13 protein-coding genes and 1 tRNA gene are annotated in these 14450 nt (G+C 43.1%); 9 read left to right on the top strand and 5 right to left on the bottom strand.

Annotated elements, in window-relative coordinates; translation table 11 throughout:
* Nucleotides 1-50 precede the first annotated feature (50 nt).
* Together HC723_RS09675 and nfsA are read left to right on the top strand one after the other, a co-directional pair.
* Nucleotides 51-127 (top strand) — tRNA-Asp (locus tag HC723_RS09675).
* 99 nt (nucleotides 128-226) lie between these two features.
* On the top strand, nucleotides 227-949 hold the full coding sequence (gene nfsA, locus HC723_RS09670; protein ID WP_153447670.1) for an oxygen-insensitive NADPH nitroreductase: 723 nt from the start codon (nucleotides 227-229) through the stop codon (nucleotides 947-949).
* Nucleotides 950-1066: 117 nt separating this feature from the next.
* On the opposite strand, the gene HC723_RS09665 is transcribed toward nfsA, so the two are convergent.
* The 3 genes from HC723_RS09665 to rdgC form a co-directional block, all read right to left on the bottom strand.
* Nucleotides 1067-1321 carry a YfhL family 4Fe-4S dicluster ferredoxin gene (locus tag HC723_RS09665; protein WP_190338919.1) on the bottom strand — a complete coding sequence of 85 codons (255 nt, stop codon included), beginning with the start codon at nucleotides 1319-1321 and terminating at the stop codon, nucleotides 1067-1069.
* 12 nt (nucleotides 1322-1333) lie between these two features.
* The gene (gene trhP, locus HC723_RS09660) at nucleotides 1334-2815 is read right to left on the bottom strand and encodes a prephenate-dependent tRNA uridine(34) hydroxylase TrhP (protein WP_153447668.1); all 1482 of its coding nucleotides are present in this window, start codon (nucleotides 2813-2815) and stop codon (nucleotides 1334-1336) included.
* A 202-nt stretch (nucleotides 2816-3017) separates the two neighbouring features.
* Nucleotides 3018-3929, bottom strand: coding sequence for a recombination-associated protein RdgC (gene rdgC, locus HC723_RS09655; protein WP_153447667.1), 912 nt, complete (start codon nucleotides 3927-3929; stop codon nucleotides 3018-3020).
* 212 nt (nucleotides 3930-4141) lie between these two features.
* On the opposite strand from rdgC, the gene phoB reads away from it, so the two are divergent.
* The 7 genes from phoB to phoU are packed head-to-tail and all read left to right on the top strand — an operon-like array spanning nucleotide 4142 to nucleotide 12769.
* On the top strand, nucleotides 4142-4831 hold the full coding sequence (phoB, locus tag HC723_RS09650) for a phosphate regulon transcriptional regulator PhoB (protein WP_153447666.1): 690 nt from the start codon (nucleotides 4142-4144) through the stop codon (nucleotides 4829-4831).
* A 29-nt stretch (nucleotides 4832-4860) separates the two neighbouring features.
* Entirely contained in the window at nucleotides 4861-6180 is a 1320-nt protein-coding gene (phoR, locus tag HC723_RS09645; RefSeq protein WP_153447665.1) for a phosphate regulon sensor histidine kinase PhoR, read from the top strand.
* Nucleotides 6177-7157: a PstS family phosphate ABC transporter substrate-binding protein gene (locus tag HC723_RS09640; RefSeq protein ID WP_190338918.1), complete on the top strand. Its 981-nt coding sequence runs from the start codon at nucleotides 6177-6179 to the stop codon at nucleotides 7155-7157. The genes phoR and HC723_RS09640 overlap by 4 nt, the downstream gene beginning before the upstream one ends.
* 60 nt (nucleotides 7158-7217) lie before the next feature.
* Entirely contained in the window at nucleotides 7218-9488 is a 2271-nt protein-coding gene (locus HC723_RS09635; RefSeq protein WP_190338917.1) for an ABC transporter permease subunit, read from the top strand.
* A 45-nt stretch (nucleotides 9489-9533) separates the two neighbouring features.
* Nucleotides 9534-11237, top strand: coding sequence for a phosphate ABC transporter permease PstA (gene pstA, locus HC723_RS09630; RefSeq protein ID WP_190338916.1), 1704 nt, complete (start codon nucleotides 9534-9536; stop codon nucleotides 11235-11237).
* 1 nt (nucleotide 11238) lies between these two features.
* Nucleotides 11239-12057 (top strand): phosphate ABC transporter ATP-binding protein PstB, encoded by an 819-nt coding sequence (gene pstB, locus HC723_RS09625; RefSeq protein ID WP_153447661.1) that lies wholly within the window; start codon nucleotides 11239-11241, stop codon nucleotides 12055-12057.
* 10 nt (nucleotides 12058-12067) lie between these two features.
* Nucleotides 12068-12769, top strand: coding sequence for a phosphate signaling complex protein PhoU (gene phoU / locus HC723_RS09620; RefSeq protein WP_153447660.1), 702 nt, complete (start codon nucleotides 12068-12070; stop codon nucleotides 12767-12769).
* 139 nt (nucleotides 12770-12908) lie between these two features.
* On the opposite strand, the gene HC723_RS09615 is transcribed toward phoU, so the two are convergent.
* Both HC723_RS09615 and HC723_RS09610 read right to left on the bottom strand, forming a co-directional pair.
* Entirely contained in the window at nucleotides 12909-13646 is a 738-nt protein-coding gene (locus HC723_RS09615) for a copper homeostasis protein CutC (RefSeq protein WP_190338915.1), read from the bottom strand.
* A 149-nt stretch (nucleotides 13647-13795) separates the two neighbouring features.
* Entirely contained in the window at nucleotides 13796-14407 is a 612-nt protein-coding gene (locus HC723_RS09610) for a peroxiredoxin (protein WP_153447658.1), read from the bottom strand.
* Nucleotides 14408-14450: the final 43 nt, after the last annotated feature.

Raw genomic sequence — 14450 nt, 5'->3', positions numbered from 1 at the left:
GAGAGTAGGACATCGCCAGGCTTTGATTTAGTATACTGAATAGACACTGCGGAGTGGTAGTTCAGTTGGTTAGAATACCGGCCTGTCACGCCGGGGGTCGCGGGTTCGAGTCCCGTCCACTCCGCCACTATTTATGAAAGCCCGATTCGAAAGAGTCGGGCTTTTTTACGTTTGAATAAAATATGGTATTCTGATCTGGAATTAAAGCTCTGCTTAAGGAAAGATTATGAATACCGTTATTGATACGATGATGGCACACCGCTCGATTCGTGCATTTACTCCAGAAACTATAACCACCGAACAATTAGAGACTATTTTAGCCGCCGGTATTTCAGCGTCCTCATCCAGTTTTCTACAAACGACGTCCATTATCCGAGTTACAGATCCTGTAAAGCGTAAAGCACTAGCAGCGTTTGCTGGCGGTCAAAACTATGTTGAAACGGCAGCAGAATTCTTGGTGTTTTGTATTGATTATCAACGCCATTATCAATTATCCAATCAAGTTCAACCCGAATTTACCGAACTGACTTTAATCGGTGCCATTGATGCTGGGATCATGGCGCAAAATACCTTACTAGCCGCTGAGTCTTTAGGTTTGGGGGGAGTTTATATTGGTGGATTGCGTAATTCACCCAAAGAGGTGGACGAACTACTAGGTTTACCTAAATATTGCGCCATGATGTTTGGTATGTGCCTTGGGCACCCAGATCAAGAACCACAAATCAAACCACGTTTACCGCAAAAAGTGATGATTCATCAAGATAGCTATCAAGCATTATCGACCGATGATATTACTGAGTATGACCAACAAACGGCGCATTATTATCAGACTCGCGTTAGTAACCAAAAGTCAGGTTCATGGTCGGATCATATAGCTGAACGGTTAGGTAAAGAGTCACGTCCATTTATTAAGGATTATTTGAATTCAAAGGGATTAGCGACGAAATAATTGGCTATTTTCTATTGTCGAGAATCTAAAAAGGCCGATCTGAAATCAATCAGATCGGCCTTTTTGTTGCTAACGAGTATTGGTTATGATCAATACTCGTTAGCTGTTTAGAGCGTATTAAGCCATTCCTTGGATCACGACAAATTTTTCTAATAACTCATCTTCCGTTTCAATATGCTGAGGATCGACAATAATACAATTGGTGATCGGGCAGACTGACTGGCAAGTGGGTTTATCGTAATGTCCTTTACATTCGGTGCATAAATTAGGATCGATTTCGTAAATACTGTCACCCATAGTGATTGCACCATTTGGGCATTCAGGATCGCACATATCGCAATTAATGCATTTATCTGTAATTAATAAGGCCATATTATTCGCTTCTTATTTGGCAGAGTCAGCCGTTGATGTCGCCGCAATAGTTTGATTAGGATTGCGTGTATCTTGACCAGCTTTAAGGTTACGCATCAATAATCCAAAGCGTAAATCGAGATCAGCAGGAACCGGAATAAACACAAAGTGACCATTACCTTTCGCGTCATCAATTTCTTGGAATTTACGGTTTTCCATCGCTTCTAAAGTGAAGATAATATTGCCTTCAGGTGTCATCAGTTCAATACTGTCGCCAGTCATGAATTTATTTTTCACTTCTACTTCGGCTAAGTGACCGTGTTTTTCTGATACGCGAGTGTTACCGGTAAACTCACCCACAAACTGTTGAGAATCCGATACTGAGTAGCCGTAATCGTAATTTTGGTAAGCATCGTGAGTATGACGACGTAAGAAGCCTTCAGTGTAACCACGGTGTGCAAGGCTTTCTAATGTACCCATTAAGCTATCATCGAATGGACGACCTGCTACCGCATCATCAATGGCTTTACGGTACACTTGAGCAGTACGAGCACAATAATAGAAAGACTTAGTACGGCCTTCAATTTTAAGTGAATGCACACCCATTTGGGTTAAGCGTTCAACATGTTGAATGGCACGTAGATCTTTTGAGTTCATGATGTAAGTACCATGTTCGTCTTCAAACGCAGCCATTTTTTCTTCAGGGCGATGCGCTTCTGATAATAGCACCACTTCATCGCTTGGCTTACCCAAACCTAAAGTGTTGTCTGGACGCTCATTTTGAATTTCGATAGCTTGTGCCGATTGAGGATCAAATTGTTCGACTTGGCCGTTTTGCTCAGTATTGGCCGAAACGATCTGTCCACTCTCGTCTTCTTTACCTTTTTCGACACTGTATTCCCAACGACAAGCATTGGTACAAGTACCTTGGTTTGGATCGCGTTTATTCATGTAGCCAGATAATAAACAACGACCAGAGTAAGCCATGCAAAGTGCGCCATGTACGAAAATTTCAAGTTCGGTTTCTGGGCAGTTTTCGCGGATCTCTTCAATTTCTTCCAGTGACAACTCACGAGATAAAATCACACGCTCGACACCTTGAGTCGCCCAAAATTTCACCGTCGCCCAGTTTACCGCATTAGCTTGGACTGATAAGTGAATAGCCATATCAGGAAAAGCTTCACGCACCATCATGATTAAACCAGGATCTGACATGATCAATGCATCAGGTCCCATTTCAACTACCGGTTTAAGATCTCGGATAAAGGTTTTTAACTTTGAGTTATGCGGTTGAATATTGCATACCACGTACAGTTTTTTACCTAAAGCGTGGGCTTCATTAATACCGATTTGTAGGTTTTCGTGATTGAATTCGTTGTTACGAACGCGAAGGCTATAACGTGGTTGTCCGGCATAAACAGCGTCCGCGCCATAAGCAAAAGCGTAACGCATATTTTTAAGGCTACCGGCTGGAGATAATAGCTCTGGTGTGGCAATAGATTGCGATGTCGACATAATAATTTCTCTCGGTCTGATTTCAGGTCAGGTTCATACCACCATATGGCATGAATTTGGGAGGCGAATATTACGTCAATTTAGTCAAAAAAGCGAGGAAAGCACACAAAGTGTCAGGTTTTATATTTTATAAAGGGAGAAATAATAAAGCTCAGAGGCTGAGCTTTATTTATTTTGATCATCTGGCGTGAGAAACAGCGAATTATTTTGCTTCGGGTAAGCCACCTAAAGCATCAAATAAAGAGGGTAAAAAGTGCTCAAATTCGCCACACATTAAGGCGAAATCAGCATCAAAACGTTGCGCAGCATCTTCGCGTGGAATATCTTCATTGGTCTCTTTTAATTCATCGCTGAATTTTAAACGTTTAAGACTAGCATCGTCGGCTAAAACAAATTCAATCCGCTCTTGCCAATCGAGTGCCAGTTTCGTAACTAGTTTGTCGGCCGCAATGTGGTTTTGGATTTCATCAGTGCTGAGATCTTGTTTCTTACAACGGATGATCCCACCTTCTTCCAATACCGATTGTAGCTCTGCTTCATCCATTAATTGGAAGCCTTGTGGTAAATCACCTGATTTTACCCACTCGGTTAAGCTAAGTTCGATAGCTTGTTCTGGAATCGCCGGCACGACAGGTAAGCTGCCAATGGTTTTACGCAATAACGCCAGTGCATCTTCGGCTTTTTTTGAACTGCCTGAATCAACCACCACAAAACCCAGTTTGGGCATGATTAAAATGGAAGTGAAATTATGACGACTAAAGGCGCGCGGCAATAAGTCGATCAAAATTTCTTCTTTTAAATCGTCTTTTTCTTTCTTTTTCAGTGGGCGATTTTCTTGTTGTTCAAGCATTTCAATTTTGTTTTGCAGTGAATCATTGATCACAGATGCCGGTAGCATTTTTTCTTCTTTTTGTGCTTTGACCAGAATATGCTCACCGGCCACATGAGTCAGCATTTCACTGTTGCGGTTGATCACGCTAGTCCAGCCAAATTTTTGTTTATCTTGGCTACCACAAGGAGAGAATTTGAATTCAGCCAGTTGAGACTCTAAGGTATCGAGATTGAAATCGATATCACGGTTGAAGCGGTACACTAAACAATTTTTAAACCACATAATTCTCATTCTTTGTGAGTAAGTTTGTCGCTATGATATTAGATTTTTTAACGTTTGTCTTATGTCACTTTTTCACGATTAACATGACATTGGTATGAAAATCACTTTGCCTTAGTCACAAAACTGTCATAATTAAGACACATAATAAGGAACATACAATATTCAACCCCAATTCATTATGGGGATTATTAGGCACGAAAGGGCTTTCGAACATGTCGAGAAGAATTCTAGTCGTTGAAGATGAAGCGGCGATCAGGGAAATGATTTGTTTTGTGTTAGAGCAAAAAGGTTATCAAACGATTGAAGCTGAAGATTACGATTCAGCAATCAATAAACTGTGTGAACCCTATCCTGATTTGATCTTGCTAGATTGGATGCTACCAGGCGGTTCTGGTATTAATTATATTAAGCATTTAAAACGTGAAGAATTAACCCGTCATATTCCCGTGGTGATGTTAACCGCTCGCGGTGAAGAAGAAGATAAAGTGCGTGGGCTTGAGGTCGGCGCTGATGATTACATCACCAAACCATTTTCACCTAAAGAATTAGTCGCACGTTTAAAAGCGGTGATCCGCCGTGTCACGCCAACCGCTTTGGAAGAGGTAATTGATGTGCAAGGTTTACAACTCGATCCGGTTTCACATCGTGTGATGGCAAATAATGAAGCTCTCGATATGGGGCCGACCGAATTTAAAATGCTGCACTTTTTTATGACTCACCAAGAGCGTGTTTATAGCCGTGAGCAATTATTGAATAATGTGTGGGGCACCAATGTTTATGTCGAGGACCGCACGGTTGATGTGCATATTCGCCGCTTAAGAAAAGCATTAGAAAGCGCTGGGCACGATAAATTAGTTCAAACAGTACGTGGAGCGGGTTACCGTTTTTCTACTCGAGCTTAATAATATTAATGAGTGGAGCATGTGTTTGAATGGTTGAAAAATTAAGCTGGAAAAAGCTCGCTTGGTCGCTGGCTTTTTTTTACCTTCCTTGGATTGTGATTGGCTGGTTTTTTGGTTATATGAGCTGGCTATTGCTGGCTGCGACCGCTATGCAACTGGTGTGGCAATTCTATAATCAAATTCGTTTATCAGAATGGTTATGGGATGAAAAACGCTTAAATCCTCCAGCGGGAACGAATAGTTGGGAGCCTTTATTTAACGGTATTTATCGACTGCAGAAAAAGCAACGCCAGCGTCGTAAAGAACTGGGTAGCTTGATCCGCCGTTTTCGTCATGGCGCTGAAGCTTTGCCCGATGCGGTGGTGGTATTTCGTCGTGAAGGCAATATCGTTTGGTGTAATAAACTGGCGCAATCTTTATTAGGCTTTCGCTGGCCTGATGATTCTGGTCAACCTATATCTAATTTGCTACGCACCCCTGATTTTATTAAATATCTCACCAAAAATGATTTCTCTGAACCGCTTGAGATGCTTTCTCCGTTAACGCCGGAAAATATTTTAGAGTTGCGTATTGTGCCTTACTCGCAAGGTGAGCACTTGATGGTGGTGCGCGATGTGACTCAATTGAAGCAACTCGAAGGTATGCGTCGCAATTTCTTTGCCAATGTATCGCATGAATTAAGAACCCCAATGACGGTACTGCAAGGTTATTTAGAAATGACCGAAGATCCCGATGTTTTGGTTGGACCTATGTGGCCCAAAGCGCATGGGGTGATGACTGAGCAGTTATCTCGTATGAACGCTTTGGTTGAGCAGTTACTGACACTGTCTAAAATTGAAGCGTCCACCACCAATCAATTAGTGGATGTGACTAATATTCCATTAATGTTGGAGGCATTGGAAAAAGAAGCTCAAGCACTGAGTGGCGATGATCAACATAAATTGGTTTTCGATGTGGATAAAACCCTGCATGTTTATGGCGATCACGATCAACTGCGCAGTGCGATTTCGAATCTGGTTTATAACGCGGTTAAGTACACCCCAGCTGGCGCCGATGTGGTGGTGGCATGGCATGAAACCGCCAACGGAGGGGCGAGTTTATCGGTTAAAGACAGTGGTGATGGGATTGAAGCGCAACATATTCACCGCTTAACCGAACGTTTTTATCGGGTCGATAAAGCGCGCTCTCGTGAAACCGGTGGTAGTGGCTTAGGTCTTGCGATCACTAAGCATGCGTTAAGTCATCATGAGTCGCATCTTGAGATCGCCAGTGAAGTCGGCGTGGGCAGTTGTTTTTCTTTTGTCTTACCGGCGAAACTTGTTTGCCGAATAGATGAGGATGCACAATGAGTTGGCTTAAGTATGGGGTGTCATTAGTGGCATTATTTAGTTCACTTGGCCAAGCTTCAAGTGATGTAAATTCAAATGGTACAAAAGCTTTGCCTGACTACCATAAAGTGTCTGGCGTGGCGGGGAACTTAACTTCGGCAGGCTCTGATACTTTAACTACATTAATGAGTATGTGGGCGGAAGACTTCCAACATATTTATCCTAATATCAATATGCAGGTGCAAGCGTCTGGATCATCGACTGCACCCACCGCATTAACTGAAGCGACTTCTCAGCTCGGCCCAATGAGTCGGCTGATGAAAGTGAAAGAAGTTGAATCCTTTGAACAACAATATGGCTATCCGCCAGTACGCTTAAAAATTGCGATTGATGCGATTGGCATTTTTGTGCATCAAGACAATCCGATCAAAGGGTTGAATTTCGAGCAGATAGATGCGATTTTTTCATCCACACTACAATGTGGTGCCACTCAAAGATTACACAGTTGGCAACAGTTGGGAGTACAAGCGGATTGGGCTAAACTGGGCTTTCAGTTATTTGGACGAAATTCAGCTTCCGGCACCTATGGCTACTTTAAGCAAAATGCCTTGTGCGGAGGCGATTTTAAGCGAGAAGTGAATGAGCAACCTGGCTCGGCAGCGGTGGTGCAATCGGTGGCTTCTTCGGTCAATAGTATTGGATACTCAGGCATTAGTTATCAAGTGTCTAAAGCGCGTTTGATGCCGATCGCGATACAGGGTGATCACTATATTGAGGCTACGAGAAATAATATTCTATCGGGTCAATATCCATTATCCCGTTACTTATATTTGTATGTGAATAAGAACCCATTAAAACCATTGCCGCATAATCAAGCTGAATTCTTAAAGTTTATTTTTTCTCAGCAAGGTCAGAAAAGTGTCGAGAAAGATGGTTATGTTTCGTTATCAACCCAGTTAGCGGAACAACAACTAAAAAAGGTTGGATTAACGCCTTAATTGAGTCAGGATCTTTTCGGCAACTTCAACTAGACAACACAATAAGGATAATGATCGTACATGACTCAAATCGCTCACTCACTTAAACCTCGAGATAAACGACGCTGGGCGATGGATCGTCTCGTTCGTGGTTTGATCAAGGTTGGCGGAGTCAGTGTATTAATAACGTTAGTGTTGCTGATTGTTTATCTCATTTGGGTGATTGTGCCTATTTTTTCCTCCGCTAGTCTTAAACTGGTTAACACCTTTGAGGTTAGCCATTCTTCACAACATCAAGCTAACGCGATTGGAATTGATGATAAAGGCAGTAGTGCTTTTGTTTTTCGTCGCAATGGTGAGTTTCAATTCTATTCACAAGGCAATACTCCTCCGGCTAATAAACGGGTTTCAACACAAACTCTTCTCCCATCATCACAACAAACTATATTGGCCGATCCTACTGCATTTCGAGCAACGATGGCGGAAAGTGGTTGGTATGGTTACGCCAATGGACAAGGGCAAGTGGTGGTGGTTAAGCCCAGCTTTACTACTCATTATGAGCGTAATGGCAATCAAGTCGCGGCCAAGTTAACTTACTTCCATCCTCAACAGATCACTTTGTCGAAGCAGCAACAAGCGATCGTATCATTCGATTTTGCGATTAATCAGCATCAAGCGTTATTTATTGGGCAAGATAAGCAACATCAATGGCAAGCGATCGGTTTTGATAAGAAAATCTCGCTGCTTGATGCGGATTCAGAAGCGGATGAGAAGGCGCAATGGCAGGCTTATCGGCTTTCTATCCCTGAGGTTGGTGCCAAGATAAACGATTATCGCTTAAGCCCAGATGGTCGGACATTATATGTTCTTTCCGATACCCAACTCTCTGTTTTTAAACGTCACGCGCATCAATTTAGCCTACGTGAGAGCGCTGATCTCTCTGCATCATCGAACTCACCCGCTAAGCATTTATCGTTTCTCGCTGGTGGTAAATCCTTATTGATCAGTTACCAAAACGGTCAAGTGTCACAATGGTTTGATGTATTAAAAGATCAGCAACGCACTCTTACTCATATTCGAGATTTCCAGTTAGGAAATGTACCAAGTGTATTGTTGCCCGATTATTTTCGTAAAGGCTTTTATAGCTTTCAAGCTGATGGGGTAATTCAGAATTTTTATACCACCACCAATAAAAAGGTATTATCCGAACCATTATTGGCCCAAGCACCACAAGCGGCTGGGGTTTCTCGCAATGAGCGCTACCTTGCCACTATTTCAGATTCTTCTTTACGCACCTTTGAAATCAGCAATTACCATCCTGAAATTTCGCTATCTTCATTATGGAGTAAGATCTGGTATGAAGGTTATGACCAACCTAAATATGTGTGGCAATCCACCTCGGCCAGTAATGATTTTGAAGCTAAGTTTAGCTTGGCACCGATCGCTTTTGGTACTTTAAAGGCGGCGTTATTTGCGATGTTGTTTGCGGTGCCGATTGCCATTTGTGGCGCGATTTATACCGCTTATTTTATGACGCCAACCATGCGTCAATATGTTAAACCGACCATCGAATTGATGGAGGCTTTACCCACCGTCATTATCGGTTTTATCGCTGGACTTTGGCTGGCGCCTTGGGTGGAGATGAATTTATTTAGTGTCTTATTGTTATTTGTCACCTTGCCTGTGGTGATTATTGGCATAGCGCTGGTTTGGCATGGATTGGCCAAAATCCAAAATAGAGCCTCAAGAAATGATTGGTTAGCATTAGTGCTGATCCCGATATTATTAGCCAACAGTTACTTAGCGATACATTTTGGCCATACGATTGAATCGGCATTATTTGACGGAGATGTGCGTTTATTTTTAATTCAGTACGGGATCGGTTTCGACCAACGTAACGCCTTAATTGTTGGTTTTGCTATGGGGTTCGCAGTGATCCCGACCATCTTCACTATCGCAGAAGATGCGATTTTCTCGGTGCCAAAGCATTTATCCGACGGCGCTAGCGCTTTAGGGGCGACACCTTGGCAGTGTTTGACCTCTGTGGTATTAGTGACCGCAAGCCCTGGGATTTTCTCTGCGGTGATGATGGGGCTAGGGCGAGCGGTGGGCGAAACCATGATTGTATTAATGGCAACGGGAAATACCCCAATCATGGATTGGAACGTATTAGAAGGAATGCGCACTTTGTCGGCTAATATCGCGATAGAAATGTCGGAATCTCAAGTGGGTGGTTCACATTTCAGATTACTGTTTTTATCGGCCTTTTTACTGTTTGCCTTTACCTTTGTAGTCAACTCGATTGCGGAAGTGATCCGCTTGCGATTAAGGGAGAAATATCGTGCCATGTAAGGTTTATGACGGTGCTGATAATGCCTTTCTTTATCGAGGCATCACATGTTAGGTCAAGCGAAGCGTTGGCTAAAAGCTGGCAACCCATGGGTGTGGCTGACGGCTGGCGCGGTGAGTATCTGTTTAATTTCAGTACTGGGATTATTGTTATTGATTGGTTGGAAAGGAATGGTCTATTTTTGGCCGACGCCTGTTTATCAATGGCAGGACGCACAAGGAAATCGCTTAATTGGACAAGTGTATCAACGTGATTGGGTATCGTTAGATCAACTCTCATCCTCCCATAAGGTTTCTTCAAAGCTTTCTCCGCACGAGCGGTGGCCAGCTAAAACGTTGGCAAAAGGTGAAGCTGAGCGTTTATCAATTAAGGTCGCTAATCGCGATATTTATCCCAAAGATTTCATTTCTGTTTTGACACTAGAGTTAAAACATCAAACTCAACCACACGATGTAGCGGTATTTGAACGCAACCGTAACGGCGCTTTTTTTGCCACCCCGATCGGTTATCAAATTGGCTCTGATATTAAGCAAGATGACCTGCCGCAACGCATTCAGACTGGGATAGAAAAAGCCAAGCAAATCCGTGCTGAAATTGCCGATATTCGAGCGGATAAACTAAGTTCATTAAGCCAAGATATTGCTAATATTAATCGTAAACTAAAATCGTCATCGTTACAGAAAACGCACTCTGATCGCACTCAAGCACCCTCTGGGTTAGACACTTCGTTACTCACCGAGAAGAAAAAGCTACAACAGAAATTTAACCAACAAGAGCAAGCGATAGTCGAGCGACAAGCGCTGCTCACCAATCAACAAATCATCGTACAAGACATGCAAGGGAAAACCTATCACTTGCCATTAGAGTCGGTGCTTGATATGTGGTATCCCAATGCCATGAGTCCCATGCAAAAGGTGCAGCATTGGTTTGTTCAAGTCGGTAAATTTTTAACCGATAGTCCGCGTGATGCCAATTCTGAAGGTGGCGTTTTTCCGGCTATTTTTGGTACGGTATTATTGGTGATCATTATGTCGATTGTGGTGATGCCATTAGGGGTGATCGCAGCGGTGTACTTACACGAATACGCCCCCAATACTTTATTGACCAAATTGATCCGCGTCTCGGTGGTGAACTTAGCGGGTGTTCCGTCCATTGTTTATGGCGTGTTTGGTTTGGGGTTTTTTGTCTATACCATAGGTGGCACCATAGATAGCTTGTTTTATTCGGCTAGCCTACCAACCCCTACTTTTGGTACCCCCGGCTTATTATGGTCGGCATTAACATTGGCCATTTTGACGCTGCCAGTGGTGATAGTGGCAACCGAAGAAGGGCTATCGCGGATACCGAGTTCTTTGCGTAATGGTTCTTATGCACTGGGGGCGACTAAGTTTGAAACCCTATGGCGGATCGTTTTGCCTATGGTGAGCCCTGCCATTATGACCGGTCTTATTTTAGCGGTCGCAAGGGCTGCGGGGGAGGTCGCGCCATTAATGCTAGTCGGGGTAGTGAAGCTCGCGCCAAGTTTGCCGATCGATGGCAGCTTTCCTTATTTACACTTAGATCGTAAATTTATGCATCTTGGATTTCATATTTACGATCTTGGTTTTCAAACACCGAATATTGAAGCCGCAAGACCTTTAGTTTATGCCACTTCATTTTTATTGATTACCGTCGTGATAGGGCTCAATATAACCGCCATAATGATCCGTAATAACTTACGTGAAAAATTCAAAATTCTAGGAAGTGATTAACATGTTTTCGATGCACGCGGCGCTAGGTTATGCCGAGCCTTTAGATGTGAATCAACTGAGCGACAGTCAAACCGCGATCAGTATTGAGAACTTGGATCTGTATTATCAGCAAACCCAAGCGTTAAAATCGATCAATATGAAGATCCCTAAAGGGCATGTAACGTCATTTATTGGACCGTCTGGTTGCGGTAAATCGACCTTATTGCGTTGTATTAATCGGATGAATGATCTGGTAGATGGTTGCCGAGTTGAAGGTCGTGTGTGGTTAGATGGACAAGATATTTACCAACCTAATGTTGATGTTGCTCGTTTACGTCGCCGAGTGGGTATGGTATTTCAAAGGCCGAATCCATTCCCGAAATCGATTTATGAAAACGTGGTGTATGGGTTACGGTTGCAAGGAGTAAAAGATTCACGCACTTTAGATGATTCCGTCGAACGTTCATTACGAGCGGCTGCGCTATGGACTGAAGTGAAAGATCGCCTGCATGATAATGCTTTTGGTTTATCCGGCGGGCAACAACAACGCTTAGTGATCGCCAGAGCCATCGCCATTGAACCGGAAGTGCTATTGCTCGACGAACCCACCTCGGCGTTAGATCCACTCTCCACTTTAACCATTGAAGAATTGATCAGTGAATTAAAGCAACACTATACCGTGGTGGTGGTGACACATAATATGCAACAAGCCGCTCGAGTGAGTGATTACACCGCGTTCGTGCATATGGGGCAATTAGTCGAATATGGCGATACAGATTCGATGTTTACCTCGCCGAAAAACAAGCAAACAGAAGATTATATAACCGGACGCTACGGTTGAGGGAAAAAAGATGAAAACGCAATTGGGGCGTCATATATCAGAACAATTTAATCTTGAGCTTGAATCCCTTCGAACCCACGTTTTGGCAATGGGCGGGCTGGTGGAAGAGCAGTTCTCATTGTCACTACAAGCTTTGTTAAAGCAAGATATGCAACTGGCAAAAAAAGTCCATCAAGACGATCAAAAAGTGAATCAAATGGAAATGGCGATTGATGAGGCTTGCACTCGAGTCATCGCTAAACGTCAGCCAACCGCGCGTGATTTACGTTTGGTGCTCGCCATTATTAAAACCATTTCAGATTTAGAACGAGTAGGTGACGCGGCTAAAAGAATCGCTCGGGTGGCGCAAGATGCGTTTTCACACCAACAATCGGAATTATTAATTGCAGTAGAAGCCTTAGGCCGGATTGCGGTTAATATGCTGCACCAAGTATTAGATGCCTTTGCGCGCATGGATATCAAAGCCGCTGCTCAAGTTTATCAAATGGATCAACATATCGAGCAGCAATATAAAATGTTGCGCCAACAACTGATCGAATTTATGCAGCAAGATGCTGAATCAATTTCTAAAGTGATGTTAATTATGTCAGGTGTCCATACCATTCAAAGAGTGGGGGATCGTTGTCAAAATATCTGCGAATACATTGTGTATTTTGTCGAAGGTAAAGATGTCAGACATGATCCGCACTACCTGATGTCTCTTTTGGATTGATAGTATGAATCTCGAACCATAATGGTTAATGACGAAAAGCCGTTTAAACCATCGATGGGCACTTGGAAAAGAACATCCATGTTCTTTGACACTTTTCGCCATCAACAATATGAATAGAGTGATACTTTTGGGTGGTAGCCTAACTAACTATGCTTTTGACTGCTTTAATCGCTTGTGAACTGGTGACTGGAATCGCAAAGTCATCGACATTATCTGCGCCCATTTTGGCCGCGTCTGCCATTAATTGCATGTGACTGGCACGAGTGGTTTTACCCGAAAGATGTATTTCATTAATGCCGGTTACTTGAATCATTTTTGCTGCATTATCGGCGTTCATCCCAGCGCCTGCCATAATTGAAAATCTGCCATTGGCTAATCTCACCATCTCGGCAATCACATCCATACCTTGTGGCGCAGTGGTAGCCAATCCTGACGTTAAAATCCGTTCACAACCTAATGTTGCTATGGCTTCAATTGCCGCTTTATAATCTTGGCATTGATCGATGGCGCGATGGAAAGTGGTTCCCATACCTTGGGCTGCGGTCATTAATTGTTGCGCTATTGCGATATCGACATCGCCTTGCGCGGTAAGAACCCCAAACACCACACCATCAAGCCCCGCCTGCTTTGCGCTGGCAATATCATCAAGCATAATCTCAAGATCTTGTTGGCTATATAGAAAGTCTCCTTGGCGTGGCCTTATCATGGCATAAACGGGGACGCTGGATAATTGAGCGGCGGCTTTCATAAAACCAACGCTTGGGGTGAGGCCGCCTAAAGCCAGAGAAGAGCACAATTCAATCCGAGTGGCGCCGCCTTGAATGGCATTATGCAGAGATTCAATATTGTCGATACAAACTTCAAGTTGGATGGTCATGGGAATACTTAATCAAGAAACAAGGTTGGGGATTATAAATCAATTAAAGCGGAGAAAAGAGGGGCGAGTTAAAAGTGTGAAAAAAAAAACCTCGCACTGGGCGAGGTTTAGGATAAAATTAATCTTAGGTTAAATAACGTTAGATTTAATTATTTTTTACCTAGATCTTCTGAGTGCTCAGAAAGGTATGCAGCAACACCTTCGGTAGAACCCGTCATGCCTGCTTTACCTTCTTCCCATTGCGCTGGGCAAACTTCACCGTTTTTCTGGTGGAAGTTTAGAGCATCAACCATACGTAGCATTTCATCAATGTTACGGCCAAGTGGAAGATCGTTCACAACTTGGTGACGTACAGTGCCGTCTTCGTCAATTAGGAAAGAACCACGGAAAGCCACGCCAGCTTCTGGATGCTCAACATCGTAAGCTTTTACGATTTCGTGCTTAACATCAGCAACTAGTGGGTATTTTACTTCACCGATACCGCCATCAGCGATAGCTGTTTTACGCCATGCGTTATGTGAGAATTGTGAATCGATAGAAACACCGATCACTTCAACGCCTTTCGCTTTAAAATCTTCAAAACGCTTATCAAAAGCAATCAGCTCAGATGGGCAAACGAATGTGAAATCTAGAGGGTAGAAGAACACAACCGCTTTTTTACCTTTAGTGAAATCTGCAAAGTTGAATGCATCAACAATCTCACCGTTACCTAGAACTGCTGCTGCTGTAAAGTCTGGGGCTTGACGACCTACTAGTACCATTATATTGCTCCTAAATTTTGCTTAATTTAAACATCCACATTAA

The organism is Vibrio sp. S11_S32, from assembly GCF_014694465.1.
In the GTDB taxonomy this organism is placed as follows: Bacteria; Pseudomonadota; Gammaproteobacteria; order Enterobacterales; family Vibrionaceae; genus Vibrio; species Vibrio algicola.
This window is presented reverse-complemented; position numbering and strand designations above follow the sequence as displayed.